This is a genomic window from Achromobacter kerstersii (genome assembly GCF_902859595.1).
Lineage (GTDB): Bacteria > Pseudomonadota > Gammaproteobacteria > Burkholderiales > Burkholderiaceae_B > Achromobacter > Achromobacter kerstersii.
In genome coordinates this window covers 157267-183118 of the sequence record NZ_CADIJQ010000007.1, presented here as the reverse complement: position 1 = coordinate 183118, position 25852 = coordinate 157267, and the positions used below count along the sequence as shown (strand labels likewise).

Here is a 25852-nt window from a genome sequence, read left to right as displayed (position 1 = left end):
AGCCGCATGAGTACGCAATGGATCAAGGCCATCGCCCGCGCCGACGTGCCGGAAGACGACGTTATCGCCGTGCAGGCAGGTGACCGCGAAATCGCGCTGTACGGCGTGGAAGGCGAGGTCTACGCCACCGACAACCTCTGTACGCACGGCAACGCCAGGCTATGCGACGGCTTCCTGACGGGCCACGAAATCGAATGCCCCCTGCATCAGGGCCGCTTCGACGTGCGCGACGGCCGAGCGCTGTGCTCGCCGCTGCGTGAAAACGTGATGACGTATCCCGTCAGGATCGAGGACGGAATAGTGTTCGTGGCGCTGTAAACGCGCGCGGCCGCCGAGAGGGGCTGCGTTGCCCCAGCTGGTGCTCAGATCGCCAGCCGCAACGCCTCGTTCGCCGCCGCCATGCCCATGGCGGCCGTCACGGTCACCACCGACCCATATCCCGCGCAAGACAAGCCCTGCGGCGCAATGTTCTGCCCCGACGCGCCCAGGTCATCTTCGCCTTCCGTGGGACGCGTCCAGGCGTCAGGCAGGATGGCGGGCTGGTCAAACCACAGCGCATGAATGCCCATCTTCGGCACACGCTTGAGCGCTTTTCCGTTCTGATCAGACCCCCGCGGAAAGCCATGTTCCTTGCGCAGTTTGTTGCGCAGCTTGGCGAGCAAGGCATCGTTGACCGCCACCGACAAATCACCGGCCCGCAAGGCCAACGGATCGGTCTTGCCCCCCGCGCCCCCGCACAACAACATGGGAATTCCCAACGCACGCGCATGCAAGATCATGGCGATCTTGGCCGCGGCCTGGTCGGTGCAGTCGATGATGACGGTATAGGGGCCAGGCAGAACGTCGGCCACGTTTTCCGGCGACACGAAATCATCCACGCGGGTCAACCGGCATTCCGGGTTGATCGCCAACACGCGTTCCGCCATGGCATCGACCTTGGATTGGCCCAGCGTGGAAGACAGCGCGTGGATCTGCCGATTGACGTTGGATTCAGCGATATGGTCCAGGTCGATCAGCGTCAACGCCCCGACCCCGCAACGCGCCAACGCTTCGACTGTCCATGACCCGACTCCGCCAAGGCCAGCCACCGCAACGTGCGCAGTTTGCAGGCGTGCAGGAGCTTGGGGGCCGTACAACCGGGAGAGACCGCCGAAACGGCGTTCAAGGTCAGCGGGAGGGAGAGCGTGATCGGGGGAGGTCATGGCGGGTATTTTAGGGCAGGTTTTTTGTTCGGGGAGGGACAGAGGGTTGTGCTTGGTGGGTACTGGCGTTGGTGCTTCTTGGCGTTAGGGCGTCGTAGGCGCTGGTGGTTAGTGCTTCGTAGGTCGCCCATCGTCGCGGTGGCCCTGACTGCGCGCGCCCACGATTGCGGTCCGGAGCCTTCGCTCCGGACGTCCCCTTCGTCATCTTCGTCCAGGCCTTCGGCCTTCCCTTCAGATTCCCTCGGGCGCATCGAGGTTGCGCGCAGTCAGGGCCACCGCGCCGACGGGCTGCCGCAGTCTTGGCATGTCGCGCTGCTAGGGTGTGCCTTAGCCACGAGTGCTGTGGGGCCCGCCGAGTGCCGGCCGCGCGGGCGGCCTTACTCGGCATACGCGGTGGTGGTCGTTTGGGCGGTGGTCGCTTTCGCGAATGTGGAGAATGGTTTTTTTATGGTCCCCGCACATTTGGGGGGAGGTAGAGGGGTGGCGCGCGTCCGCCACTGCCTTGCGCGTGCCGACCCGTCGCGCGCCACCGCACCGGAGTTCAACTGATGGCCGTGCCTGCTAGGGAGCGCCATTCATTCGATGGCCGTGCCTGCTGGGGAGCGCCATTCATCCGATGGCCGTGCCTGCTGGGGAGCGCCACTCATCCGATGGCCGAGCCTCGCAGGAATGCCCTCTAACCGATGGCCATACCTCGCCGAACAGGTGAAGCGCGGCAATTCAGCCACACGCGAAGCGAACACCGCGACGACGCACCACGACGCGTAAGCTCCAAAAGGCCGCCCGCGCGGCCGGCATGGAGCGGGCCCCGCAAGATCTTCCACCACTCAAATTCCGGTGGCGAGAACCTCAAGAACCCCGACCGCCCCAGTTACCGTGAGATTGCAACTGACGGAGCCCGTGGCGTCGGGGGCCTGGGGTGCGCGGGGCGTCGATAAGCCCGAGGGAATCTGAAGGGAAGGCCGAAGGCCTGGACGAAGATGACAACGGGGCAGTCCGGAGCGAAGGCTCCGGACCGCAATCGTTGCCCCGCGCACCCCAGGCCCCCGATGTCACGGGCGTCTTAAGAACCCACACCACCACCACGAGCCACCAAATCATCCCCCCCTAACGCTCGGTAAACCGTCACCTGATTCACCAACCGATTCAAGCCATTTTCATCCCTCGCAATCTCCGCCGTCCGCCGCTTCTCCTGCGCGTCCAGCCAGTCCTTCAACGACACCGCGCCCGCCCGATACCGGACCTCGTACAAGCGTTCCGCTTCCCGCGCCGCCCGTAACGACACTGCCAGTTGCTCCGCCTGCAACGACAGCTGCGTCCGGTTCGACAGCGCGTTCTCCACGTCCGCCATCGCCTGGTACAACGACTGCCGGAAGCTGACGACGCGTTCTTCGTAGTCTGCCTTCGAGATCTTGATGTTCAGCTGCATCTGGTTCCATTGCAGGAACGGCAGTGTCAGGCCTACGCCCAGCGTTGCGATCGGGTTTTGCAGCACGTTCGACAGCGTCGGACTCGCGCTGCCTACCGCGCCGGTCAGCGTCACGGGTGGGTAGAAACTGGCGCGCGTCGCGTCAACCGTGGCCAACGCTTCGCGCAAGCGCAACTCGGCGGCTCGCAAGTCGGGGCGGCGGCCCAGCAGATCAGCCGGAACGCCCGCGCGCGCTTCGGGCAGCGGGTACTGCGGCAGGCGGGCCGGGTCGGCCATGCTGCGGTCTGGCGGGCCATCGAACAGAATCGTCAGCGCGTTCGTGTATTCCACGCGCTGCTGCACCAGCAGCGTATGCGCGGCTTGTTGGCTGGCGACGGTTTGCTCGGCTTCGGCAAGCTCCAGCGCCGATGCGCCACCCGCCGCGTATTGCGCGCGCACCAGGTCCTGCGTGCGGCGTGCATACGCGATGCTCTCTTCGCTGCTGGCGATGCGCTGGTTGATGAAGGCCGTCTGCCAATACAAGGTCGCGGTGGTGCCCACCAGGGACAACGCCGCCGACTGGCGGTCTTCTTCGGTGGCCAGCGCTTCCCATTGCGCCGCGTCGCGCTGGCGGGACAGCTTGCCCCACAGATCGACCTCGTAACTGACCGTCAGCTCGGCTTGGTTGGTGCGCGTGATGCTGCGGTCGCCATACAGATTGCGAACGCGCGTGACGTTGGCGTCGCCGCCCAGTTGCGGAATCAGCTTGTCTTCGGTCAGCCCCGCCTGATACTGCGCGCGACGGACACGGATGGCGGCAGCGGCCAGGTCGTTGTTGCGCGCCAGCACCGCGTCGATCAGGCCATCCAGCACAGGGTCATTGAAGTTACGCCACCAGGCGCCGCCTTCCGCCAACGGCGCATTGGTGTTGGCCGCTGAACCATACGTCCACGCCGCGGGCGCCTGCGTCAGCGGGGGTTCGTAGTCGCTGCGCAGCAGGCTGCCGCAACCGCCCAGCGCCAGCAGCAGCGCCAGGGCAACGGGTTTGCAGATCAGGGAAACCGCTTTCATCGTCCTCATTCCCGGGCCAAGGCCTCGACGGGGTCCAGGCGCGCCGCGTTGCGCGCTGGCAAATAACCAAAAAGCACACCGATCAAAGTCGAGCACGTGAATGCCGCCACCATCGATGCCGTGGAGTAAATCATCTGGAACGAGCCGCCCGTGGCCTTGGACACCAGCACGCCCAACGCCAGCGACAGAATGATGCCCAGCGCCCCGCCTATCAGGCAGACCAGCACCGCTTCGATCAGGAACTGCTGCATGATGTCGCTGCGCCGCGCGCCCACCGCCATCCGCACCCCGATCTCGCGAGTGCGTTCGGTCACGGACACCAGCATGATGTTCATCACGCCAATGCCGCCCACCATCAGCGAGATCAGCGCAATCAGCGACACCAGCAAGGTCATCGTGGCGGTGGTGCGTTCGATGGTCTTGCGGATGGCGTCCGTGTTGAAGACGAAGAAGTCCTTCACGACGTGGCGCCGCATCAGCACGCGTTCGATGGCCTTCTCGGCGGCGGCGGGCGGCGTCGCGTCGTTGACACGCACCGTGATGCTCTTCAGATGCTGCTGGCCCAGCACGCGCGACAGCGCCGTCGTGTAGGGAATCCAAACGTTCAGCGATTCGTTGTTGCCAAAGACAGATTCCTTCTTCGCCGTGACGCCAATCACGCGCGCGGGCATCGACCCCAGGAACACCACCTGCCCGATCGGCTCGGTGTGTGAACCAAACAGCGCGCGCCGTGTGCCGTCATCGATGACGACTTCCTGCGCCCGGCGCACCACACTCGTCTCATCGAAGAACTTGCCTTTTTCAAGCTGGATGGCGCGCACGCGGAAGTACTGTTCGCCCACGCCCTGGATCGACCCGTTCACCGACACGTTGCGATAGCGCAGCGTGTTGCTGGTGGCCACTTCGGGGGTGACGCTGTCTACATAGGGTTCGCGGGCCAGCGCGTCGGCGTCGGCGGCGACCAGCGTGCGGATGTTGACGGCTTTCTCGTCGCCGAAGTCCTTTCCGGGAAAGACCTCGACCGTGTTGGTGCCGATGGCGCTGATGTCTTCCAGGATCTTGCGCCGCGAGCCTTCGCCCAGCGCCACCACCGACACCACCGCGGCGATGCCGATGATGATGCCCAGCATGGTCAGCGACGTGCGCAGCCGGTGCGCGTTCATCGCCAGCAGCGCCATGCGCAAGGCTTCGCCACAACGGTCCAGGTACGACTGCCAGGCCGGCCGCTTGGGCAGGGGCGGCGCGTCATCGCGGACCACTTCGCGGTGCGGCGCGTCGGGGTTGCGCTTGTCGGCAACGATTTCGCCGTCGCTGATCTCGATGATGCGTTGCGCATGCCGCGCCACATTCATATCGTGCGTGACGATGATGATGGTGTGGCCGGCCGCGTTCAATTCTTCCAGGATGCGCAGCACTTCCTGGCCCGTGTGCGTGTCCAGCGCGCCGGTGGGTTCGTCGGCCAGGATGATGTCGCCGCCGTTCATCAGCGCGCGCGCAATACTCACGCGCTGCTGCTGGCCGCCCGACAACTGGCCGGGCCGGTGTTCAGACCGGTCGCCCAGCCCCAGCCGCTTGAGCAGTTCTTCGGCGCGGTCCAGCCGCGCCTCGCGCCGTTTGCCGGCGTAGACGGCCGGCATTTCCACGTTGCCCAGCGCGGTCAGGTCTGACAACAGGTGATAGCGCTGGAAGATGAAGCCGAAATGCTCGCGGCGCAGTTCGGCCAGTTCGTCCGGGTCCAGCTCGCCCGTGCTGCGGCCGCTGACCTGGTAGTCGCCGCGGGTCGGGCGGTCCAGGCAGCCCAGAATGTTCATCAAGGTGGACTTGCCCGAGCCGGACGCGCCCACGATGGCCACCATTTCGCCTGCCTCGATGGTCAGGTTGATGTCCTTCAGGACGGCAATCGTCTGGTCGCCCGCGGGAAACTCTCGGCGCACACCAGAGAGCGAGATCAACGGCCCGCTCATGTCAGGCTCCCGGCGGCGGGCCGGGTTGCGTCGCAGCCGCCGCCGGCGCGGAGTCCGCCGACACGACGCGCTCGCCCACCTCAAGTCCTTCCAGCACCTGCGCCTGCACGTTGTTGTTCATGCCGATCTTGACGTGGCGCACCTCGGTCTTGTTGTCTTTGCCAACCACGCGCACCGCATAGCGGCCGTCTTCCCCGCGTTTGCCCAGCGCCGAGGCCGGTACCACCACCGCATCCTTGGCTTCGCCCAGCACGATGAAGACCTGGGCCGTCATCGAGATGCGCAGCTTTTCGTCCGGGTTGGGCACGTCGAACAGGCCGTTGTAATAGACGGCGGCCGTCGTCGAAGAGCTGCTGGACGAGGTCAGCGACGTGGTCGCGTCGTCTTTCTGAATGGAGTCCGGCGCGGGTTCCACCGCGCGCAAGGTCGCGTGATAGCGCTGGTCAGGTTCGCCCAGAATGGTGAAGTACACGGGCAGGCCGGCCTTCACGCGGGTGACGTCGGCTTCCGAGATTTGCGCCTTGATCGTCATCGTGTCCACTTGCGCCACCTTGATGATGGTGGGCGCGCTTTGGATCGAGTTCACCGTCTGGCCTTCCTTCGTCACCACCGCCACCACCATGCCGTCGATGGGCGACACGATGCGCGTGTAGCCCAGGTTGACGCGAGCCGTGTCGACCTGGATCTCGGCCTGTGCAATCTGCGCGTCCAGCGACGCGATTTCGGCGCGGGTCACGGCCAGCGTGGCTTCGGCGGTTTCATAGGCTTCGCGCGAACTGGCGTCGGCGGCCAGCATCTGGCGTTGACGCTTGAAGGCGAGTTCGGCCTGCTTCAACGTGGCGACCTTGGCGGCGCGTTCGGCGCGGCGGGTCTGCAAGGCCGCTTCGGCGTTGCGCAATTCGTTCTGCTGGGTCAGGTCATCAATCTCGGCCACCAGCTGGCCTTTCTTGACGCGATCGCCCAGTTCCACTTTCAGGGACTTCAACTGGCCGGTTGCCTGAGCGCCCACGCTGACGCGTTCAATGGCGTCGATGGTGCCGCTGGCCAGCACGCTGTCTTCCAGATTGGCCCGCGATACTTCGGCCACCGCGAAGGTGGGCGGCGGCGGCGCCGAGAAGAAGGCGGCGCGCAGGCCCAGGGCCACTAGCAGAACGACGACGGCGATCAGCGCATAACGCTTGAACTTGCTGCGGGACTTTTTCATTGAACCTGGTAAGAAGCGGCGAGGCGCGAGCCCCCGCCCGTATTGCGAAACTTAGCTGCCCATCCTAAACGGGCGTGCCGGCCAAACGATGGCCTATGTGTGGCGAAACGGTGAAAAACAGTAAAGCGGTGTCCAGCCTTAAAACAGCCAGCCAATTGTTGCGTTGCGAGAACGATACAACGTCATCGGCGCAAGCATGCAACCCCGCGCCCGCACATGGCGCGAACGTGCGGCGAACGCGCCGCCATCTTGCACCGTAAGCGCACGACTTGGCCGCTAGATGGCGCCTATCTTGTTGCCACGCGCTGAAACAATTTGCCGCAGCGCAAAATAAACGCGCCTCGACATAGGCCGATGATCCGCACAGAATGAACGCAGTTACGCCGTGTCTACCTCCAACAGATCCCCCTCCTCGCCTTCCAGTTCCCCGGAATTTTCCGGGGCGGTGCTGCTGTGCCTGCTGGCAATGATGAATCACGTGGCGCTGACAGGGGGACGGATTACCGTCTCGCTGACCGCGTTGCAGATGGGGCTGTCCACGTTCAAGGTCGGCACGCTGGTCGCGGTGTTCGCGGTGCTGCCGATGCTGTTTTCGGTGCGCGCGGGTCGGTGGGTGGATCGGGTCGGCATCGTGCGTCCGCTCGTCATCGGGACGTCATTGGTTGCCATCGGCACCGCATTGCCCTTTATCTCGCAAACGCAAGTCGCATTGCTGATTGCCTCGTGCTGTATCGGTATCGGCTTCATGCTGCATCAGGTCGCAACGCAAGACTTGCTGGGCCACGCCGAACCCGCGCAACGTCTGCGCAACTTTTCATTCATGTCTCTGGCGCTGGCGGGTTCGGGGTTTTCTGGCCCGCTGATCGCCGGGCTGGCGATTGACCATCTGGGTACGCGCACCGCCTTCGGCCTGCTGGCCCTGGGGCCGCTGCTCTCCGGCATCGGCCTTTACGCCTTGCGTCACCAATTGAAGGCCGTGGATTCGCAATTGTCAGGCGCCAAGGAAGCCCAGCGCCGCCGCGTGACCGAACTGCTGGCCGTCCCCGCCTTGCGCCGCATCCTGATGGTCAACACCATTTTGTCGGGCGCGTGGGACACGCACTTGTTCGTGGTGCCAATCTTTGGCGTGGCGATCGGGCTGTCGGCCACCACCATTGGCGTCATTCTTGCGTCGTTCGCGGCGGCAACGTTCGTCATCCGGCTGGTATTGCCGCTGATCATGCGCCGGGTGCGGTCGTGGACGCTGGTGCGGGTGGCCATGGCCACGGCCGCCATCGACTTCATGCTTTACCCGCTGTTCACCGACGTTAGCATCCTGATCGTGCTGTCGTTCATTCTGGGGCTTGCGTTGGGGTGCTGCCAACCGAGTATGCTATCCCTCTTGCACCAGCATTCCCCGCCCGGCCGTGCGGCCGAAGCCGTGGGATTGCGCATGGCGCTGATCAATGGCTCGCAGGTTTCTCTGCCGTTGACCTTCGGCGCGCTGGGTGCGGTCATCGGCGTTGCCCCGTTGTTCTGGGCCTATTCGCTGGCCCTAATGGCGGGAGGGTGGGCCAATCGCAACCCCCCGCTCGAGTCTGAACGGAATCCGTAGTCGTGAACATGCAGTCCTCTCCCCCCGAACCCGGCATTGCCGGCGCCAGCCTGCCCTTTCGTCTGTGGACGCAAGAGGAAAGGCAGGCATCGCTGGAAGAGGCCCTGCGCCACTGGCAGTCGGGCGAAGACGTCTGGGTGTATGGATACGGGTCGCTGATCTGGCGCCCTGACTTTGATTTCATGGAACGCCGCCTGGCGACCTTGCGCGGTCATCACCGGGCGCTGTGCCTGTGGTCTCGTGTGAACCGCGGCACCCCGGAATGCCCGGGCCTGGTGTTCGGCCTGGACCGCGGGGGCTCCTGCCGGGGCGTGGTCTACCGTCTGGCGGGCAGCCAGGTGCCGACCTACTTTCCGGCATTGTGGGAACGCGAGATGTCCACCGGCGCCTATCTGCCCCGCTGGATCAATTGCACCACCGACGCCGGCACCGTCCGCGCGCTGGTCTTCATCATGAACCGGGACAACCCGGCCTACATCCGCGCCCTGCCCGACGCCGAGCTGCTGGCCATCGTGCGCCGCGCCGCGGGCCGCTACGGCCCCTGCACCGATTACGTCGTCCAAACCGCCCAGGCGCTGCGCGCCGCCGGCATCCATGACGCCCGCCTGGACGCCATCGCCCGCATGCTGGAAGCCGACGAGCACACGCTGCCAGAAGGCGCATAAATCGGAAAATGGCCGAAGAACGACCGAAGAACAGCCCAAGAATGACCCATGAATGACCCGGGAGCGGCCCCCCGCCGCAGCCCCGGCCCGCCCTCCCGGGCGGAAACTTGCCTGAGACCTGCGCGGGGTCAATAAGGGAGGGATTGCCCAAGCGGTATAAACTCCCTGTTATCAACGCTGACTCCCACGCCTCATGTCCGTCTCTGATCTGCGTCAAAGCTACGAAAAGAACGTCCTGCTGGAATCCCAGGCCGCCGCCTCGCCGTTCGACCAGTTTTCGCGCTGGTTCGACGAAGCGCTGGCCGCCAAGGTGCCTGAGCCCAACGCCATGACCCTGGCTACGGTGGACGCCTCGGGCCAGCCCAGCGCCCGCATCGTCCTGATCAAGGGCTATGACGAGCGCGGTTTCACGTTCTTCACCAACTACGAATCCCGCAAGGGCCACGACCTGCTGGCCGAACCGCGCGCCAGCCTGCTGTTCTTCTGGCAGCCGCTGGAACGCCAGGTCCGCATCGAAGGCGTGGTGGAAAAGGTCGCGGCCGAGGAATCGGACGCCTACTATCACAGCCGCCCGGCCGGTTCCCGCATTGGCGCCTGGGCCTCGCCCCAGAGCCAACCCATCACCCGTGAAGCGCTGGAAGCCCGCGAAAAAGAATTCCGCGAACGTTTCGGCGAAGAGCCGCCGCGTCCGCCGCACTGGGGCGGTTACCGCCTGAAGCCCACCGCGATCGAATTCTGGCAAGGCAGGCCGTCGCGCCTGCACGACCGGCTGCGCTATGTCGCCGACGGCTCGTCCTGGAAGATCGAACGCCTGTCGCCTTGATGCCGGGCGCGCTGCGCGCCCGCCCGACTTAACGATTGCATGCCCGCCTCCTCCCCTGATTTTGACGCCGCTTTTTTCCGCACCGCGCTGGGCCGTTACGCCACGGGCGTAACGGTTGTCACGGCCGCCGGCCTTGATGGCGCCCCCATCGGGCTGACGGTCAGCTCGTTCAACTCGGTATCGCTGAACCCGCCGCTGATCCTCTGGAGCCTGTCGCGCTCATCGTCGTCGCTGGCGGCGTTTGAGCAGTGCGAGCGCTACGTGGTCAACGTGCTGAGCGCCGAGCAGATTGCACTGGCGCGGCGCTTCGCGACCGGCAAAACGCCGGACCGCTACGCCGGGTTGACCGTGCACCACGCGCCGGGCGGCACGCCCATGCTGGACGGCCACTGCGCCGCCTGGTTCGAATGCCGCAACCGCAGCCGCTACGAAGAAGGCGATCACATCATCATGGTGGGCGAAGTGGAACGTTGCGGTCACAGCACCGAGCCGCCGCTGGTCTTCCACGCGGGCGGCTTTGATCTGACGCCCGCCGGCGCACGATCCGAAAGGAAAGCCCCATGAGCGTGGATATTGATTGCGTCGTCATCGGCGCGGGCGTTGTCGGCCTGGCAATCGCACGCGCGCTGGCGCAGTCCGGCCGCGACGTGCTCGTGACTGAAGCCACGGAAGCCATCGGAACCGGCACCAGCTCGCGCAATTCCGAAGTCATTCACGCTGGCATCTATTACCCGGCGGGCAGTCTCAAGGCGCGCCTGTGCGTGCGCGGCAAGCACCTGCTGTACGGGTACTGCGCCGAACGCGGCGTGCCGCATCAGCGTCTGGGCAAGCTCATCGTGGCGACAGACCGCGACCAGGCCACCCAACTGGAAGGCATTGCCCAACGCGCCCGCGCCAATGGCGTGGACGACCTGCAATTCATTTCGGGCGAAGAGGCCATGCGCCTGGAGCCCGCGCTGCAATGCACGGCCGCGCTGTTGTCGCCGTCGACCGGCATCGTGGACAGCCACGCGCTGATGTTGTCGTTCCAGGGCGATGCGGAAAACGCGGGCGCCCAATTCGTCTTCCATACGCCGCTGGTGTCCGGCCGCGTCCGGCCCGAAGGCGGCTTCGAACTGCAATTCGGCGGCGACGAAGCCATGACCCTGACCTGCAACGTGCTGATCAATTCGGCAGGCTTGCAGGCGCCGGCTTTGGCCCGACGTATTGACGGCGTGCCGCCCGCCAGCATTCCCACCGACTATCTGTGCAAGGGCAGCTACTTCACGCTGTCTGGCCGCGCGCCGTTTTCGCGCCTGATCTACCCCGTGCCGCAACACGCCGGCCTGGGCGTGCACCTGACGCTGGACATGGGTGGCCAAGCCAAGTTTGGCCCCGATACCGAATGGGTCGGCACGGAAGACTACACGCTGGACCCCGCGCGCGCCGACGTGTTCTACGCCGCCGTACGCAGCTATTGGCCCGCGCTGCCCGACAACGCCCTGGCGCCCGGCTACACCGGCATCCGGCCGAAAATCTCGGGCCCGCACGAACCCGCCGCCGACTTCGTCATTGCCGGCCCCGCCGTGCATGGCGTGCCCGGCCTGGTGAACCTGTTTGGCATCGAATCCCCCGGGCTGACCTCCAGCCTGGCCCTGGCGGAAGAAACCCTGGCGCGCCTGGCCGCCTGATTCCGCCCCTATCCTCATTCTTACTTCGGTCTATTCCCGCACCATGCAGCACAACGACTACATCCTGACCCTGTCCTGCCCCGACCGCACGGGCATCGTCTACCGCGTCAGCGGCCTGTTGTTCGAATTGGGTTGCAACATCCTGGATTCGCAGCAATTCGGCGACGAGGAAACGGGTCAGTTCTTTCTGCGCGTGCACTTCGACCTGCCGGCCGCCGTGGCCGCTGACGACCTGCGCGGCCGCCTGAACACGCTGTCCGCTGATTACGGCATGGACCTGAAGCTGCATGACGCGCGCCGCAAGGAACGCCTGCTGATCATGGTCAGCAAGCAAGGGCACTGCCTGAACGACCTGCTGTTTCGCGTGCATAGCGGGCATTTGCACGCCGAAGTGGCCGCTATCGTGTCGAACCACAACGACTACGCCGCGCTGGCTGCGTCCTATGGCATCCCGTTCCACTACCTGCCCGTCACGGCGGAGACCAAGGCGGAACAGGAAAAGCAGGTGCTGAAGATCGTCGAGCAGTCCAACACGGATCTCGTCGTGCTGGCCCGCTACATGCAGATTCTGTCGGCGGACATGTGCCGCGCGCTGAATGGCCGCGCCATCAACATCCACCACAGCTTCCTGCCCAGCTTCAAGGGCGCGCGCCCGTATCACCAGGCACATGCGCGCGGCGTGAAGATCATCGGCGCCACCGCCCACTACGTGACGTCTGACCTGGACGAAGGCCCGATCATCGATCAGGACATCGAACGCGTCGACCACACGATGACTGCGCAAGACCTCACGCAGGTCGGCAGCGACATTGAATCGCTGGTGCTGTCGCGCGCCGTGCGCAGCCATGTGGAACATCGCATTCTGCTGAACCGCAACAAGACCGTCGTCTTCCGCTGATCTTCAGCCGGCCGCCGCACCGGGCGCCGCGGCATCGGCCGCCGCAGCATCGGCCGCCGCAGCATCGGCCACCGCAGCCACCGACGGAAACTGGTTTGCGACCAGCGCCATTGCCTTGTGCTGCAATGGCGAACGCGCCTCGGCCGGCCAGATCACCTGGCTGATCGAGCGCGCCTCGTGCTCAAACGTGATGAAGCGCGTGCCCGCCAAGCCGCTGCGCGACAAGCACGCCGGCACGATCGACACCCCCAAACCCTGCGACACCAGCGACGCCACGCTCAGCCAGTGGCGCACCTCGTGCCGCACCACCGGCATGAACCCCGCTGACACGCACATCGACAGCACCGTCTCGTAATAGCTGGGCGATGCCGCGCGCGCGAAGAACACGAAATCGTCGCCCGCCAGCTCGGCCAGGCGCAACGATTGGCGGCCCGCCAGCGGATGGGAATCCGGCAGGCAAACGACGAAGGGTTCGGCCATCAGGTCACGCGCCTGCACTTCGTCAGGCACCGGGTTGGCGTGGATGAAGCCCAGGTCCTGCTCGCCCCGCCGCACGGCCTCGATCTGCTCATGCGAGTTCAGCTCGGTCAGCACGTGCTCCACATCCGGCAGTTCGGCGCGCATCGCGTTCAACAAGGCGGGCAAGCCGCGATACAGCATCGACCCCACAAAACCGATACGCAGCCGGCCACGCAGGCCCGCATCCACGCGCTGCACCAGCGTGCGCACCTCTTCGGCTTGCCGTAGCAGCGTCAGCGCCTCGCGGTACAGCACGTGGCCGGCGTCAGTGAGCTCGACATGGCGGCTGGTGCGCGCCAGCAGGCGTGCGCCGACGTTGTCTTCAAGCTGGCGGATGGCGTAGCTGAGCGGCGGTTGGGAAATGTGCAGGCGGTGGGCGGCGCGGCTGAAGTGGCGCTCTTCGGCCACCGCAATGAAATAGCGCAACAGGCGCGGGTCCAGATCCATGGTCTCCCCCTTATCTATATTTTTTATGGATTGTTCTACACGAAAACGGTATTTGCGTAGATTAATCCATCCGCGCACCATCGGCCAATCACCCCCGTTTTGCGCAGGATGCCGCCATGGATACCCCCGTGAAGACCGCTGCCCCCACCTCTGTTCCCGCCGCTGTTTCGTCTGTCGGCGCCACCCCCGTCCCCGATTCCCGTGGCCTGAACCTGTTCAACGCGGACCCCTATGCGGCCGCGCTCGGCCAGCGCTACCTGCCGCCCAAGCTGTACGCCCATCTGCTGCCCCATCTGGAACGTCTGGGCGGGCTGGCGGGCGGCGTCATGGACGAATTGGCGGCCACCGCCGACAAGCATCCGCCCACGTTGTCCGTGCGCAGCCGCGCTGGCACCGATGAGTCCCGTATCGACAAGCACCCGGCCTATGTCGAGCTTGAACGTCTGGCATACAGCGAGTTTGGCTTGGCCGCGCTGTCGCACCGCGGCGGCGTGCTGGGCTGGCCGGAACCCATGCCGGCCGCGGCCAAGTACGCGCTGAGCCATTTATTCGTGCAAGCCGAATTCGGCCTGTGCTGCCCGGTCAGCATGACGGATTCGCTAGCGCGCACCTTGCGCAAGTTCGGTGACCCCGCGCTGGTCGAACGCGTGTTGCCGCAAGTCACGTCGCAAGATTTCGACGCGCTGCGCCAAGGCGCCATGTTCATGACCGAACAAGGCGCGGGGTCGGACGTCAGCGCCACCGAAGTCACGGCCGAAGCGCAAGCCGATGGCACGTGGCGCATTCATGGCGACAAATGGTTCTGCTCGAACCCCGACGCGGGCTTCGCGATGGTGCTGGCACGCAGCGAGCCCGACGCCGGTTTGAAGGGCGTATCGCTCTTTCTCCTGCCGCGCGACCTGGCCGACGGCAGCCACAACCACTACCGCATCCTGCGCCTGAAAGACAAGCTGGGTACGCGCTCAATGGCCAGCGGCGAAATCCGCCTGGAAGGCGCGGTGGCGTGGCTTGTCGGCGAACGCGGCCGCGGCTTCAAGCACATGGCCGACATGATCAACAACTCGCGCTTGTCCAACGGCATGCGCGCGGCCGGCCTGATGCGCCGCGCCGTCACCGAAGCGATTTTCGTCTCGCAGAACCGCCGCGCCTTCGGCAAACGCCTGATCGATATGCCGCTGATGCAGCGTCAGCTGGTCAAGATGACTGTGTGGGCCGAACAGGCGCGCAGCGTGATGTTCCAGACGGCGCGTGCGCTGGCCGATGCGGACCACGGCACGGCCGACCCGGCGCTGGCCCGCATCCTGACGCCGCTGATCAAGTTCCGCGCCTGCCGCGATGCGCGCAAGGTCACGGGCGACGCGATGGAAGTGCGCGGCGGCTGCGGCTATATCGAGGAATGGACCGAGCCGCGCCTGGTGCGCGACGCGCATCTGGGTTCCATCTGGGAAGGCACCAGCAACATCGTGGCGCTGGATGTGCTGCGCGCCATCAAGAAGGAAGGGTCGTTGCCCGCGCTGCGCGCCCATATCAACCAGCTGCTGGCCGATGGCGTGCCCTGCCCGCCCGCGCTGGCTGATCTGCAAGCCCAGGCGCTGGACAAGAGCTTTGCGCTGGCCGACCACGCAGCCCAAGGCGACCATGCCGAACTGGCGCGTCAGGCCGCATCCCTGCTGTACCACGCGGTGTCGATGGCTGCGCTGCGCTGGGAAGCCACCGGCCCCGGCCTGGAAACCCGCGCGCAACTGGCTGACCAGGTGCTGCTGCACCGCCTGGCGGCGCGCGACCCCTACGCCATTCCCCCCAACGAAAGCGCGGCCTGCCAGACCATTCTGCAATACGCGTTGTAATCCGACGCCGGCGGCACAGCCGGCGCGCCCCACACAGGAGACACCACCATGAAACGCCTTTTCGCCCCCCTGCTGATGGCGGCGGCCACCGCCGTCGCCCCGGCCACGCCTGCGCTGGCGGCCGACGCCTACCCGTCCGCCCGCCCGATCACGTTGATCGTGCCGTTCCCGCCCGGCGGCCCCACCGACGCCATGGCGCGGCGGCTGGCTGAAAAACTGCGCGAGCCCCTGAAGCAGAACGTCATTGTTGAAAACCGCAGCGGCGCGGGCGGCAACATCGGCTCGGAATACGTGGCGTCGGCCAAGCCCGACGGCTACACGCTGCTGTTCGGCACCTCGGGGCCGCTGGCCATCAACGTCAGCCTGTACAAGCGCCAGGGCTATAACCCCGAGACCAGCTTCGCGCCCATCATCCGCCTGGGTCACCTGCCGAATATCCTGGTCGTGAATCCGTCGGTGCCGGTGAACAACGCAGCAGAGCTCATCGCCTACGCCAAGCAGCATCCGGACAAGCTCAGCTATGCGTCGTCCGGCAACGGCGCGTCGTCGCATCTGGCGGGCATCCTGTTCAACCAGATGGCCGGCACGCAGATCATGCACATTCCGTACAAGGGCACCGGCCCCGCGCTGAATGATTTGCTGGGCGGACAGGTGTCGATGTCGTTCACCGACATCCTGACCGCGCTGCCCTACATCAAGGCCGGCAAGCTGCGCGCCATCGGCCTGGCCAGCGCGCAGCGTTCCGACGCGCTGCCCGATCTGCCCACCTTGTCCGAGCAAGGGCTGAAAGGCTATGACGTCAGCGTCTTCTTCGGCATCGTCGCGCCCAAGGGCACGCCGGCCGACGTCGTGGACACCTTGAACCAAGCCTTCAAGACCGCGCTGGCGGACCCGGGCATCAAGCAGACGCTGCACTCGCAAGGCATCGTCGAAGCGCAGGACCAATCGCCGCAAGGCCTGTCCGCCTTCATCACCACCGAAGTCCCCAAGTGGCGCGAGCTCATCAAGAGCGCCAACGTTTCCATCGACTGAAGCTGAACCCCATGGCCCCCACCCTACCGAATGCCGGCGCGCTTGCCGGGTGCAAAGTGATCGACTTGTCCCGCGTGTTGGGCGGCCCGTATTGCACGCAGATTCTGGCCGACCACGGCGCCGACGTGCTGAAGATCGAGCCGCCCGGCGGCGACGAAACGCGTGGATGGGGCCCGCCCTTTCTGGGCGACACGGCGTCGTACTTCATTGGCGTGAACCGCAACAAGGAAGGCATGACGCTGGACTTGTCGCAACCCGCAGGCCAGGAATTGCTGCGCCATCTGCTGGCCGATGCCGACGTGCTGGTTGAGAACTTCAAGCCCGGCACGCTGGAAAAATGGGGCTTGGGTTTTGACACGCTAAGCCAGGCCTTTCCCAAGCTGATCCATTGCCGCGTCAGCGGCTTCGGGGCCGATGGCCCGCTGGGCGGCCTGCCGGGTTATGACGCCTGCGCGCAAGCCATGTGCGGCCTGATGAGCGTGAACGGCGAAGCAGATGGCGAGGCCACCCGCGTCGGCCTGCCGGTGGTAGACATGGTGACCGGGCTGAACGCGGCCGTCGCCATTCTGCTGGCCTTGAACGAGCGCACCCGCAGCGGCCTGGGCCAATTCCTGGACATCACGCTGTACGACTGCGCGCTGTCGCTGCTGCATCCGCACGCCCCCAATTACTTCTACAGCGGCAAGGTTCCCAAGCGCAGCGGCAATGCGCATCCGAACATCGCGCCCTACGAAACGCTGCCCACCGCCAGCGGCCCGATCTTCCTGGCCGTGGGCAACAACCGCCAGTTCGCGCAGTTGGCGCAGGTGCTTGAAGCGCCGGCGCTCGCGGCCGATGCACGCTACGCCCACAACGCTGATCGTCTGCAAAACCGGCAAGCACTGCGCGACGAATTGTCCGCCTTGCTGGCGGGCCAGAACGCCGCGGAACTGGCCGACCGCCTGCTGCGCGCGGGCGTGCCGGCAGCGGCCGTGCAAACGGTGGACCAGGCGCTTGCGCATCCGCACACGAAGCATCGCGGCATGGTGCTGCAACACGGCGACTACCAAGGCGTGGGCTCGCCCATCAAGCTGTCGCGCACGCCCGCCACGCTGCGCAAGCTGCCACCGGCGCTCGCGCCAACGAATCCCAACAACTAAGACATTTCGTTGCACCGCTGTAGCATCGTCCGCAACCTCCTCCCCTTAGACTTTTCGGGTCGACTCCCCCAAGTCCAAGAAAGAGGAGAAGGACCTTGGCTACAAACGAAACGAAAAGCCCAGTCCAGCAAGATGGACACGCCCCGCTCAAGCGGGTGATGGGACCCAAGCTGTTGTTGTTGTTCATCGTGGGCGACATCCTTGGCACCGGTGTGTACGCACTGACCGGACAGGTCGCCGCCGAAGTGGGCGGCGCGGCCTGGGTGCCCTTTCTGGTGGCGTTCGCGGTGGCGTTGCTGACCGCGCTGTCCTATCTGGAACTGGTCACCAAGTACCCCAAAGCGGCCGGCGCGGCGCTGTATGTGCACAAGGCGTTTGGCGTGCACTTCCTGACCTTCATCGTCTGCTTCACCGTCATGTGTTCGGGCCTGACGTCCGCGGCCACGGCCTCGCAGGCGTTCGCCGCCAACCTGTTCGCCGCGTTCGGCATCAAAGCCGACAAGGCGTGGATTACGTTCGGCGCGCTGGGCTTCATGCTGCTGGTGATGCTGGTGAACCTGCGCGGCGCGGCCGAAAGCGTCAAAGCGAATGTGGTGCTGACGCTGATCGAATTGTCTGGCCTGCTGATGGTGATCCTGCTGGGCTTCTACGCCATGTCGGAAGGAAAGGCGGATTTCTCTCGCGTGATCGCGTTCGACACGCCGGAAGACAAGAGCGTGTTCCTGGCCGTGACGTCGGCCACCGCGCTCGCCTTCTTCGCCATGGTCGGCTTCGAAGACTCGGTCAACATGGCCGAAGAAACGCATAACCCCAGCCGCATTTTTCCGAAGGTGATGCTGACCGGCCTGGGCCTGACTGCCGTGATCTACACGCTGGTGTCGATCTGCGCCGTGGCGCTGGTGCCGGTGGGCGAGCTGGCCAAGAGCTCGACGCCGCTGGTGCTGGTGGTCAAGCGCGCAGCCCCCGATCTGCCGGTGGAATACATCATGCCCATCATCTCGATGTTCGCGGTAGCGAACTCCGCGCTGATCAACATGATGATGGCCAGCCGCCTGCTGTATGGCATGTCGCGCCAAGGCGTGCTGCCGGCATTCCTGGCGCACGTGCACCGCAAGAACCAAACGCCGTGGACGGCCATTCTGTTCACCACCGTGCTGGCGCTGGCCTTGATTGTGCTGGTGGCGCTGGCGGACTCCGAAGCCATCCGCGCGCTGGGCGGCACCACCGCGTTGCTGCTGTTGGGCGTGTTCGCCTTCGTCAACGTGGCGGTGCTGGTCCTGCGCCGCGACAAGGTCAAGCACGAACACTTCCGCATCAACCGCATCATTCCGTGGCTGGGCGCGGCGGCCTGCCTGTTCCTGGTTACGCCGCTGACGGGCCGTGACGTGATCCAGTATCAGGTGGCGGGCTGGCTGCTGTTGCTGGGCGTGGTGATGTGGGGCGTGACGTACATGGCGCATCGCCGCGAAGCGCGTATGGAACTTGATCCGGCGTCGTTGGAATAGCCGTTGGAAGCAGCGGGCGCATCATGCCGCCCGCTGCAATCGGGATTGATCCGTTTCAGCCCCCCGCCGCCAGTCCTTCGCGGCGCGGGTCCACGCCCCCTTGCAAGGCATTGCCATCGATCACGATGCCGTGAATGCCGCTGGGGAATTCGGTGATGCGCACGGGGTGCCCCATGGCTTCAAGCGCGGGCGCCAAGGCTTCCAGCACGGTGCCTTTTTCCAGTTCGGTTTCCTTGTTGCGGCTGCCCATGTTGGGCAGCGCAATGGCCGTCTGGATATCCAGCTTCCAATCCAGCACGCCCACGATCGTCTTGGCCACATAGTTGATGATGGCGCTGCCGCCGGGCGAGCCCACCAGCATCACGGGCTTGCCGTCGCGCAGCACGATAATCGGCGCCATTGCGCTGCGCGGGCGCTTTCCGGGTTCGACGCGGTTGGCCACGAGCCGGCCTTCCGGGTCTTTGAACGACGATGAAAAGTCTGTCATCTCGTTATTCAGCAAAAAGCCGCGCACGAAAATCTTGCTGCCGAATTCACTTTCGATGGTGGTCGTCATGGACAGCGCATTGCCCTGTTTATCCACGGCCACCAGATGGCTGGTGGACGGCAATTCCAGCGCGTTGTCGCGGCCCAGTGTCAGCAGCTTGCCTTCCGGGTCGCCGGGCAGCGCCACCTTCATGCTGCGATCGGGCTTGATCAACGCACCGCGTGCACGCAAATACGCGGGGTTCAGCAATGCACTTACCGGCACGTTGACGAAGTCAGGGTCGGCCACGTAGAAGTCGCGGTCGGCAAACGCCAGCCGGCCAGCTTCAGAAAAGTAATGCACGGCCTCGACGGAGTTCGGTGCATAGGTGGCGATGGGGTATTGCTCTAGCTCGCCCAGCATCTGCAATACCGCGATGGGGCCGCTGCTGGGCGGCGCCATGCCGCACAGCTGATAGCCGCGATACGCGCCGCACACAGGCTCGCGCGTCTTGGCGCGGTAGCTTGCCAGATCGTCCAGGCTCAGGTCGCCCGGCGTGGCGTGGCCATGCACGGCGGCCACGATGTCGCGTGCGATGTCGCCCTGGTAGAACGCATCGGCGCCCTGCTTCGCCACCGCACGCAAGGTGCGCGCGAACTCCGGATTCTTCAGCACATGGCCCACCGGCCACGCCGCGCCGTCCGGCGCATAGAAATACGCGGCCGCCGCCGATTGTTTGGGCAGCGTCTTGTTGCCCGTCAGCAGCGTATGCAGCCGCGGCGACACGGCAAAGCCCTGTTCCGCCAGCCGGATGGCGGGCTGGAAGAGGTCCGCCCAGGGCAGCACACCGCCTTCCTTGTGCGCGAGCTCAAGGCCGCGCAGCAGGCCCGGCACGCCCACCGACATGCCGTTGTTAACGGCCTGCGCAAATGGCAGCGGTTTGCCATCGGCTTGCAGGAAGCGATCCGGGCGTGCGGCGGCCGGTGCGGTTTCGCGGCTGTCATAGGTTTGAATGCGGCCGGTCTTAGCCGAATACAGCACCATGAAGGCGCCCCCGCCAATGCCGGATGATTGCGGCTCGACCAGGTTCAACACCAGCTGCGTGGCAATGGCGGCGTCTACCACGCTGCCGCCTTGGCGCAGCATGGCTTCGCCGGCTTGCGTGGCTAGCGGATTGGCCGACACCATCATGAAGTGCGGCGCGCGCACAAGCGCGCGTGCGCGGGCGCCACTGGCGGCTTCGGGGTTGATGTCTTCAACCGCCTGCGGCCCGCGCGCCCAGGCGGCGGGCGGGGCCGCAAAGGCAGCCAAGGTGGCGGCAAGCAGGAAGGCGGCGGCGGGGCGGCAGGCGCGCATGATCAGCTCCGGAGTGGCGCCGGTAGTTCGGCAGGCGTTCATGATAGTCAAGCCAACCGCCGCTGTCGCGCCAGCGAGCTGGTTTTGTCACGGTCAGCCCGCCTTCAACGCATCCGACATAGAATCGCGGTTCTGGTCTCTCTTATGCCATTTGTCATGCGCCTGCGTCACATCGAGATTTTCGAAGCGATCCGCCGTACCGGGTCCCTGACCGAAGCGGCTGCGGCGCTGCATATTTCACAGCCCGCCGCCAGCAAATTGCTGGCGCATGCCGAAGCACAGCTGGGTTTCAAACTGTTTGAACGCGTCAAGGGCAGGCTCGTCGCCACGCGCGAGGCCGAAATCCTGACGCCCGAAGTCGCGCGCTTGAATCAGGATCTGAACAGTGTGCGCCGGCTGGTCGCCAGCCTGCGTGATCGGCCCAACGGGCATCTGCGACTGGGCTGCGCGCCGGCACTCGGCCTGGGGCTGCTGCCTGGTGTGGTGCGCGATAGCCGCGACGCGCAACCGGGCATCACCTTTGATATCCACACCCATCACAGCACCGAGCTCGTGCAGGGGTTGCTGACGCGCGAGCTGGACCTGGCCATCACGTTTGACACCAACGACTATCCCGGCCTGACGCGCATGGGCCTGGGCCATACCGAACTGGTGCACTTGAGCCGCAAGCCCGCATCCGGCCCCATGCCCTTGTCGGAGCTGGCCGGCGTGTCCCGCGAGACGCTGATCGTGCTGGATGCCAGCGATGCCTCTGGCGCGCTGCTGCAAATGGCGCTGGATGCGCAAGGCCTGGAGCCGCAAGTCGCCATCCAGGTGCAGACGCATTACGTGGCCTGCGCGCTGGTTGATGCGGGTTGCGGCGACGCGATTGTTGACGCCATCACCGCGCAGGCGATGCTGCGCCCCGGCATGAGCCTGCGCCGCCTGGACCCCGCGCTGCGCGTGCCGATCAGCATCATGGTGCGCAATCAAGATCCCCTGTCAGCGTTGCATCGCGACTTGATCGACCGCTTGCGGGCCGCTTGTGATGCGAGTGGTGCGGCGCTGGATGCGGCGGCGTGAAGTGGCAGCTTGACGGCGCAGGCTGAAATGGCAGCGTGAAGACGCAGCCTGAAATGGCAGCGTGAAATCGCAACGTGAAAGTCCGCCCAAGAAAGCGCGCACCCAAAAAAAACGGGCATCCGAAGATGCCCGTTCTGTTGTGGCCGAAGCGGGCATTGAAGCCCGCTTCGCGCAGCATCAATCCAGCTTGATGTTCTGCTTCTTCACCACGTCTTGAGCCCAGTCATACTGCTCTTTGATTTCCTTGGCGAACTCTTCCGGCGTGTTGCCCGACGGCGCCGAGCCTTGATCGTCCAACGCCTTGATGACCTTCGGGTCCTTCAGGGCCACGACAGCGGCGTCACGCAGCTTGTTCACGACTTCCATCGGCGTGCCCTTGGGGGCCAGCAGACCGTACCAGACCGGCTGGTTCAGCACCGGGAAGCCCGCGTCCTTGAACGTGGGCACACCCTTGACCGCAGCGATCTGCTCAGGCCATGCAATCGCCATGGCGTTCAGCTTGCCCGCCTGGATTTGCGGCATCGAGGACGGCAGGTTGTCGAACAGGATTTCGATCTGGCCGCCGACGGCGTCCGCCACGGCCGGGCCCGAACCCTTGTACGGCACGTGCACGATGTCGGTGCCCGTGGCCATCTTGAACGATTCGCCCATCAAGTGCAGCACGCCGCAGGTGCCCGAGCTGCCATAGGAGTACTTGCCCGGGTTCTTCTTCAGCTCTTCGATGAAGCCCTTGAAGTCCTTGGCCGGGAACTTCGGGTTCACGGCAACCACGTTCGCGGTATTGGCGAAGTTGGTGACCGGCTGGAAGTCCTTGATCGGGTCGTACGGCAGGTCCTTCGGACGGCATGCCGGGTTGACGGCCATCGTCGACACCGTGGCGATCGACAGCGTGTAGCCGTCGGCATCCGCGCGCGCGGCTTCAGATGCGCCAATGGCGCCGCCTGCGCCGCCCTTGTTTTCCACAACCATCGGTTGGCCAAGTTCCTGGCTCATGCGCTGCGTCACCAGGCGCGCGATGATGTCGGTGGAACCGCCGGGCGCGAACGGAACAATCACGCGGATAGGCTTGCTGGGATACTTGTCGGCTGCGTGCGCAACAGACGCGCCAAAGGTGCCAACGGCGCCAGTCGCCACGGCGATAGCCACGGCCAGGGAGCGAACTTTATTCATAGATGTGTTTCCTCCAAGATTTGCGAGCCCGTATGTAAACGGACCGTTTTGAGATGGTCTCGTCTGTAGACGGCCAGCAGATAACGGTGGGAGCGCATTGCTTCTGTGCAGCGTGTGTGGCGCTGCTTTTATGAGTTGCTTGTGGCAGACGCGCCCGCCAGAATGACGGAGAATAGCAGCAAATGCTTACACACGCATAGCGCGTTCATCCTCCGCCAACGGCCCATAAAAACGACTCTGCCTCATGTCGGTTGCTCTTCTGGTTTTCCCTGATTTCATGCTGGTTGCGCTCGGTTGGGCGCTGCGACACAAGCTGGGTTTCACGCGCGAATTCTTTGCGGGCACCGAGCGGCTTGTCTACTTCGTGCTGTTCCCCGCGCTGTTGTTCCAATCGATTCTGCGCACGCCCATTACGGCGGGCAACGCCGTCGTGCTCTTGCAGGCGACGGCGGCTGTTGTGGCCTCGGGCGTGGCGCTGTCGTGGCTGGCCGGGCTGGTGTTGCGGCCATCATCGCTGGGGCTGGCGTCGTCCGCGCAATGCGGCTATCGCTTCAACACGTATATCGGCTTGGCGCTATCGGCCAGCCTGGCCAGTTCGGCGGGCCAGACTGTGATGGCGCTGATCATCGGCTTCGCGGTGCCGATGGCCAATGTGGCCGCCGTCTACGGGCTGGCGCGCCACAACGGCGGCAACCTGCTGCGAGAGCTGGCGCGCAATCCGCTGGTGGTGTCCACCTTGTTGGGCCTGGCCTGCAACCTGGCGGGCTTGCAGTTGCCGGGTCCGGTCGACACGGTCTTCGCCCGGCTCGGTGCGGCGGCCCTGGCGCTGGGCATTCTCTGCGTGGGCGCCAGCCTGGCGTGGGAAGGCGGCAAGGGATATGGCTCGCTGATTGCGTGGATGCTGGCGGTCAAGCTGGTGGCGCTGCCCGCGGTGGCGTTAGGCGTGGCGCACCTGCTTGGGCTGCCGCCGCTTGAGGCGCGAATGCTGTTGTTGTTCGCCGCATTGCCCACGGCCTCCGCCGCGTACGTGCTGGCGATGCGCATGGGCGGCGACGGCCGCATGGTGGCGGTGCTGATTTCACTGGGTACGCTGTGTTCCGCGGCCACGATTCCGATGTGGCTGTTATTGGCTGGGCAGGGCTGATCGGCGATCCGAGACCTGAGATCCGTGAAAGTCGCCGCCGAATCAAAGGCCGCCAAATTAAAAAATCCGCCTCATAGAAAAAGTCGCCTCATAGAAAAAGCCGCCTCATAGAAAAATCCACCTCATAAAAAAAGCCGCCCAATTCACATTGGGCGGCCCTGTCACCAGTAGGCTTTCAGCCTGCTCGTGTCGTGTCGCGCGATTACGACTTGTGCGCGTTGGTCATCGAACCCGGCACGACCCATTCCGCGAATTGCGCCTCGGTCACATAACCCAATGCCAGCGCCGATTCCTTCAACGACAAGCCTTCCTTGTGCGCCTTCTTGGCAATCTGCGCGGCCTTGTCGTAGCCGATGTGCGGATTCAGCGCCGTCACCAGCATCAGTGAACGATCGACCAGTTCAGCAATGCGCTCGTGGTTCGGCTCGATGCCGGCCGCGCAGTGCTCGTTGAAGCTGGCCATGCCATCCGTCAGCAGGCGCACGGATTGCAGGAAGTTGTGGATCACCAGCGGCTTGAACACGTTCAGTTCGAAGTTGCCGCTGGCGCCGCCGATGTTGATGGCCACGTCGTTGCCCAGCACTTGCGCGGCCAGCATCGTGATGGCTTCGCACTGCGTGGGGTTGACCTTGCCCGGCATGATCGAGCTGCCCGGTTCGTTTTCCGGAATGCTGATTTCGCCCAGGCCCGAACGGGGGCCGCTGGACAGCCAGCGCACATCGTTGGCGATCTTCATCAGGCCCGCGGCCAGCGACTTCAAGGCGCCGTGCGCAAACAGCAGCGCTTCGTGCGAGGCCAGCGCCTGGAACTTGTTGGGGGCCGACACGAAAGCCGTGCCGGTGGCGTGCGCCAGGTCGGCGGACACCTTGGCGCTGAATTGCGGATGCGCATTCAGGCCGGTGCCAACCGCCGTGCCGCCAATGGCCAGCTGATGCAGGCCCGGCAGCGTGGCGCGAATCTGCTGTTCGGCCAGATCCAGCTGGGCCACATAGCCCGACAATTCCTGGCCCAGCGTCAGCGGCGTTGCGTCTTGCAGGTGGGTGCGGCCGATCTTGACGATGTCGTAGAACTTGGCGCTCTTCTCGGCCAAGGTCGCGCGCAGCTTCTTCAGCGACGGCAGCAGGTGGTGTTCGACTTCCACGGCGGCCGCCACGTGCATGGCGGTCGGGAAAGTGTCGTTGGACGATTGGCCGCGGTTGACGTGGTCGTTCGGGTGCACCTTGCGCTCTTCGCCGCGCACGCCGCCCAGCAATTCCGAAGCGCGGTTCGCCAGCACTTCGTTCATGTTCATGTTGCTTTGCGTGCCCGACCCGGTCTGCCAGACGGACAGCGGGAATTCATTGGGCCATTTACCGGCGATGACTTCGTCGGCGGCGCGGATGATGCCGTCGGCGATCTTCGGGTCCAGTTCGCCGAGTTCGGCGTTGACCTTGGCGGCCGCACGCTTCAGGCGCGCCATGGCGTTGAACAGGGGGACAGGCATCTTCTCGGTGGAAATCGCGAAAAAATGCAGCGAACGTTGCGTTTGGGCGCCCCAGAGGTGATCCTCGGGGACTTCGATGGGCCCAAACGTGTCTTTTTCGATGCGGGTCTTCATGGCGCGTACAACTCCGTGTGGCGGCTGTCAGTCGCAATTGGCGGCGTCCGCCTGAAGCGACATATTGAG

21 protein-coding genes are annotated in these 25852 nt (G+C 65.0%); 13 read left to right on the top strand and 8 right to left on the bottom strand.

Annotation, left to right across the window (positions count from 1 at the left end):
• Positions 1-6 precede the first annotated feature (6 nt).
• Positions 7-318: a non-heme iron oxygenase ferredoxin subunit gene (locus HV765_RS20495; RefSeq protein WP_054428098.1), complete on the top strand. Its 312-nt coding sequence runs from the start codon at positions 7-9 to the stop codon at positions 316-318.
• 44 nt (positions 319-362) lie between these two features.
• Here HV765_RS20495 and HV765_RS20490 read toward each other — a convergent pair whose 3' ends face one another.
• The 4 genes from HV765_RS20490 to HV765_RS20475 form a co-directional block, all read right to left on the bottom strand.
• Positions 363-1202 (bottom strand): tRNA threonylcarbamoyladenosine dehydratase, encoded by an 840-nt coding sequence (locus tag HV765_RS20490; protein ID WP_175170783.1) that lies wholly within the window; start codon positions 1200-1202, stop codon positions 363-365.
• A gap of 1063 nt (positions 1203-2265) precedes the next feature.
• Positions 2266-3681 carry an efflux transporter outer membrane subunit gene (locus HV765_RS20485; RefSeq protein ID WP_175170782.1) on the bottom strand — a complete coding sequence of 472 codons (1416 nt, stop codon included), beginning with the start codon at positions 3679-3681 and terminating at the stop codon, positions 2266-2268.
• 5 nt (positions 3682-3686) lie between these two features.
• Entirely contained in the window at positions 3687-5645 is a 1959-nt protein-coding gene (locus HV765_RS20480) for a MacB family efflux pump subunit (protein ID WP_175170781.1), read from the bottom strand.
• A gap of 1 nt (position 5646) precedes the next feature.
• Positions 5647-6849, bottom strand: coding sequence for an efflux RND transporter periplasmic adaptor subunit (locus HV765_RS20475; protein ID WP_054420605.1), 1203 nt, complete (start codon positions 6847-6849; stop codon positions 5647-5649).
• Positions 6850-7234: 385 nt separating this feature from the next.
• Between HV765_RS20475 and HV765_RS20470 the strand changes: the two genes are divergently transcribed.
• The 6 genes from HV765_RS20470 (at position 7235) to purU (ending at position 12499) form a co-directional block, all read left to right on the top strand.
• Positions 7235-8443, top strand: a complete 1209-nt coding sequence (locus tag HV765_RS20470) for an MFS transporter (RefSeq protein ID WP_175170780.1) — start codon at positions 7235-7237, stop codon at positions 8441-8443.
• A 2-nt stretch (positions 8444-8445) separates the two neighbouring features.
• Positions 8446-9108, top strand: a complete 663-nt coding sequence (locus HV765_RS20465; RefSeq protein WP_054420604.1) for a gamma-glutamylcyclotransferase — start codon at positions 8446-8448, stop codon at positions 9106-9108.
• A gap of 193 nt (positions 9109-9301) precedes the next feature.
• Positions 9302-9931: a pyridoxamine 5'-phosphate oxidase gene (gene pdxH / locus HV765_RS20460; RefSeq protein WP_054420603.1), complete on the top strand. Its 630-nt coding sequence runs from the start codon at positions 9302-9304 to the stop codon at positions 9929-9931.
• A 39-nt stretch (positions 9932-9970) separates the two neighbouring features.
• Positions 9971-10495: a flavin reductase family protein gene (locus HV765_RS20455; protein WP_054420602.1), complete on the top strand. Its 525-nt coding sequence runs from the start codon at positions 9971-9973 to the stop codon at positions 10493-10495.
• The gene (locus HV765_RS20450) at positions 10492-11601 is read left to right on the top strand and encodes an NAD(P)/FAD-dependent oxidoreductase (RefSeq protein WP_175170779.1); all 1110 of its coding nucleotides are present in this window, start codon (positions 10492-10494) and stop codon (positions 11599-11601) included. The genes HV765_RS20455 and HV765_RS20450 overlap by 4 nt, the downstream gene beginning before the upstream one ends.
• A gap of 43 nt (positions 11602-11644) precedes the next feature.
• On the top strand, positions 11645-12499 hold the full coding sequence (purU, locus tag HV765_RS20445; protein WP_054420600.1) for a formyltetrahydrofolate deformylase: 855 nt from the start codon (positions 11645-11647) through the stop codon (positions 12497-12499).
• 3 nt (positions 12500-12502) lie between these two features.
• On the opposite strand, the gene HV765_RS20440 is transcribed toward purU, so the two are convergent.
• Positions 12503-13465: a LysR family transcriptional regulator gene (locus HV765_RS20440; RefSeq protein ID WP_175170778.1), complete on the bottom strand. Its 963-nt coding sequence runs from the start codon at positions 13463-13465 to the stop codon at positions 12503-12505.
• A 116-nt stretch (positions 13466-13581) separates the two neighbouring features.
• On the opposite strand from HV765_RS20440, the gene HV765_RS20435 reads away from it, so the two are divergent.
• The 4 genes from HV765_RS20435 (at position 13582) to HV765_RS20420 (ending at position 18988) form a co-directional block, all read left to right on the top strand.
• Positions 13582-15312 carry an acyl-CoA dehydrogenase family protein gene (locus tag HV765_RS20435; protein ID WP_254600655.1) on the top strand — a complete coding sequence of 577 codons (1731 nt, stop codon included), beginning with the start codon at positions 13582-13584 and terminating at the stop codon, positions 15310-15312.
• A gap of 48 nt (positions 15313-15360) precedes the next feature.
• Entirely contained in the window at positions 15361-16344 is a 984-nt protein-coding gene (locus tag HV765_RS20430; RefSeq protein ID WP_175170777.1) for a Bug family tripartite tricarboxylate transporter substrate binding protein, read from the top strand.
• An 11-nt stretch (positions 16345-16355) separates the two neighbouring features.
• Positions 16356-17483, top strand: coding sequence for a CaiB/BaiF CoA transferase family protein (locus HV765_RS20425; RefSeq protein WP_054420598.1), 1128 nt, complete (start codon positions 16356-16358; stop codon positions 17481-17483).
• A gap of 95 nt (positions 17484-17578) precedes the next feature.
• A complete protein-coding gene (locus HV765_RS20420) occupies positions 17579-18988 on the top strand; it encodes an APC family permease (RefSeq protein ID WP_175170776.1) in 1410 nt (469 codons plus the stop codon).
• A gap of 55 nt (positions 18989-19043) precedes the next feature.
• Here HV765_RS20420 and ggt read toward each other — a convergent pair whose 3' ends face one another.
• Positions 19044-20810 carry a gamma-glutamyltransferase gene (gene ggt, locus HV765_RS20415; RefSeq protein WP_175170868.1) on the bottom strand — a complete coding sequence of 589 codons (1767 nt, stop codon included), beginning with the start codon at positions 20808-20810 and terminating at the stop codon, positions 19044-19046.
• 156 nt (positions 20811-20966) lie between these two features.
• Between ggt and HV765_RS20410 the strand changes: the two genes are divergently transcribed.
• A complete protein-coding gene (locus HV765_RS20410) occupies positions 20967-21872 on the top strand; it encodes a LysR family transcriptional regulator (RefSeq protein ID WP_054420595.1) in 906 nt (301 codons plus the stop codon).
• A 177-nt stretch (positions 21873-22049) separates the two neighbouring features.
• Here HV765_RS20410 and HV765_RS20405 read toward each other — a convergent pair whose 3' ends face one another.
• Entirely contained in the window at positions 22050-23042 is a 993-nt protein-coding gene (locus HV765_RS20405; protein ID WP_054420594.1) for a tripartite tricarboxylate transporter substrate binding protein BugE, read from the bottom strand.
• Between the two features lie 244 nt (positions 23043-23286).
• Here HV765_RS20405 and HV765_RS20400 point away from each other — a divergent pair, with 244 nt between their 5' ends.
• Positions 23287-24186, top strand: a complete 900-nt coding sequence (locus HV765_RS20400) for an AEC family transporter (protein WP_175170775.1) — start codon at positions 23287-23289, stop codon at positions 24184-24186.
• A gap of 202 nt (positions 24187-24388) precedes the next feature.
• On the opposite strand, the gene fumC is transcribed toward HV765_RS20400, so the two are convergent.
• The gene (fumC, locus tag HV765_RS20395) at positions 24389-25783 is read right to left on the bottom strand and encodes a class II fumarate hydratase (RefSeq protein WP_175170774.1); all 1395 of its coding nucleotides are present in this window, start codon (positions 25781-25783) and stop codon (positions 24389-24391) included.
• Between the last annotated feature and the right edge of the window lie 69 nt (positions 25784-25852).

Bases quoted from the DNA above. Each gene is read 5' to 3' on its own strand.
- HV765_RS20435 (WP_254600655.1), top strand. From the start codon at position 13,582: ATGGATACCCCCGTGAAGACCGCTGCCCCCACCTCTGTTCCCGCCGCT.
- HV765_RS20425 (WP_054420598.1), top strand. From the start codon at position 16,356: ATGGCCCCCACCCTACCGAATGCCGGCGCGCTTGCCGGGTGCAAAGTG.
- HV765_RS20410 (WP_054420595.1), top strand. From the start codon at position 20,967: ATGCGCCTGCGTCACATCGAGATTTTCGAAGCGATCCGCCGTACCGGG.
- HV765_RS20495 (WP_054428098.1), top strand. From the start codon at position 7: ATGAGTACGCAATGGATCAAGGCCATCGCCCGCGCCGACGTGCCGGAA.
- purU (WP_054420600.1), top strand. From the start codon at position 11,645: ATGCAGCACAACGACTACATCCTGACCCTGTCCTGCCCCGACCGCACG.
- pdxH (WP_054420603.1), top strand. From the start codon at position 9,302: ATGTCCGTCTCTGATCTGCGTCAAAGCTACGAAAAGAACGTCCTGCTG.
- HV765_RS20440 (WP_175170778.1), bottom strand. From the start codon at position 13,465: ATGGATCTGGACCCGCGCCTGTTGCGCTATTTCATTGCGGTGGCCGAA.
- HV765_RS20400 (WP_175170775.1), top strand. From the start codon at position 23,287: ATGTCGGTTGCTCTTCTGGTTTTCCCTGATTTCATGCTGGTTGCGCTC.
- HV765_RS20485 (WP_175170782.1), bottom strand. From the start codon at position 3,681: ATGAAAGCGGTTTCCCTGATCTGCAAACCCGTTGCCCTGGCGCTGCTG.
- HV765_RS20405 (WP_054420594.1), bottom strand. From the start codon at position 23,042: ATGAATAAAGTTCGCTCCCTGGCCGTGGCTATCGCCGTGGCGACTGGC.
- HV765_RS20475 (WP_054420605.1), bottom strand. From the start codon at position 6,849: ATGAAAAAGTCCCGCAGCAAGTTCAAGCGTTATGCGCTGATCGCCGTC.
- ggt (WP_175170868.1), bottom strand. From the start codon at position 20,810: ATGCGCGCCTGCCGCCCCGCCGCCGCCTTCCTGCTTGCCGCCACCTTG.
- HV765_RS20480 (WP_175170781.1), bottom strand. From the start codon at position 5,645: ATGAGCGGGCCGTTGATCTCGCTCTCTGGTGTGCGCCGAGAGTTTCCC.
- HV765_RS20490 (WP_175170783.1), bottom strand. From the start codon at position 1,202: ATGACCTCCCCCGATCACGCTCTCCCTCCCGCTGACCTTGAACGCCGT.
- HV765_RS20430 (WP_175170777.1), top strand. From the start codon at position 15,361: ATGAAACGCCTTTTCGCCCCCCTGCTGATGGCGGCGGCCACCGCCGTC.
- HV765_RS20450 (WP_175170779.1), top strand. From the start codon at position 10,492: ATGAGCGTGGATATTGATTGCGTCGTCATCGGCGCGGGCGTTGTCGGC.
- fumC (WP_175170774.1), bottom strand. From the start codon at position 25,783: ATGAAGACCCGCATCGAAAAAGACACGTTTGGGCCCATCGAAGTCCCC.
- HV765_RS20455 (WP_054420602.1), top strand. From the start codon at position 9,971: ATGCCCGCCTCCTCCCCTGATTTTGACGCCGCTTTTTTCCGCACCGCG.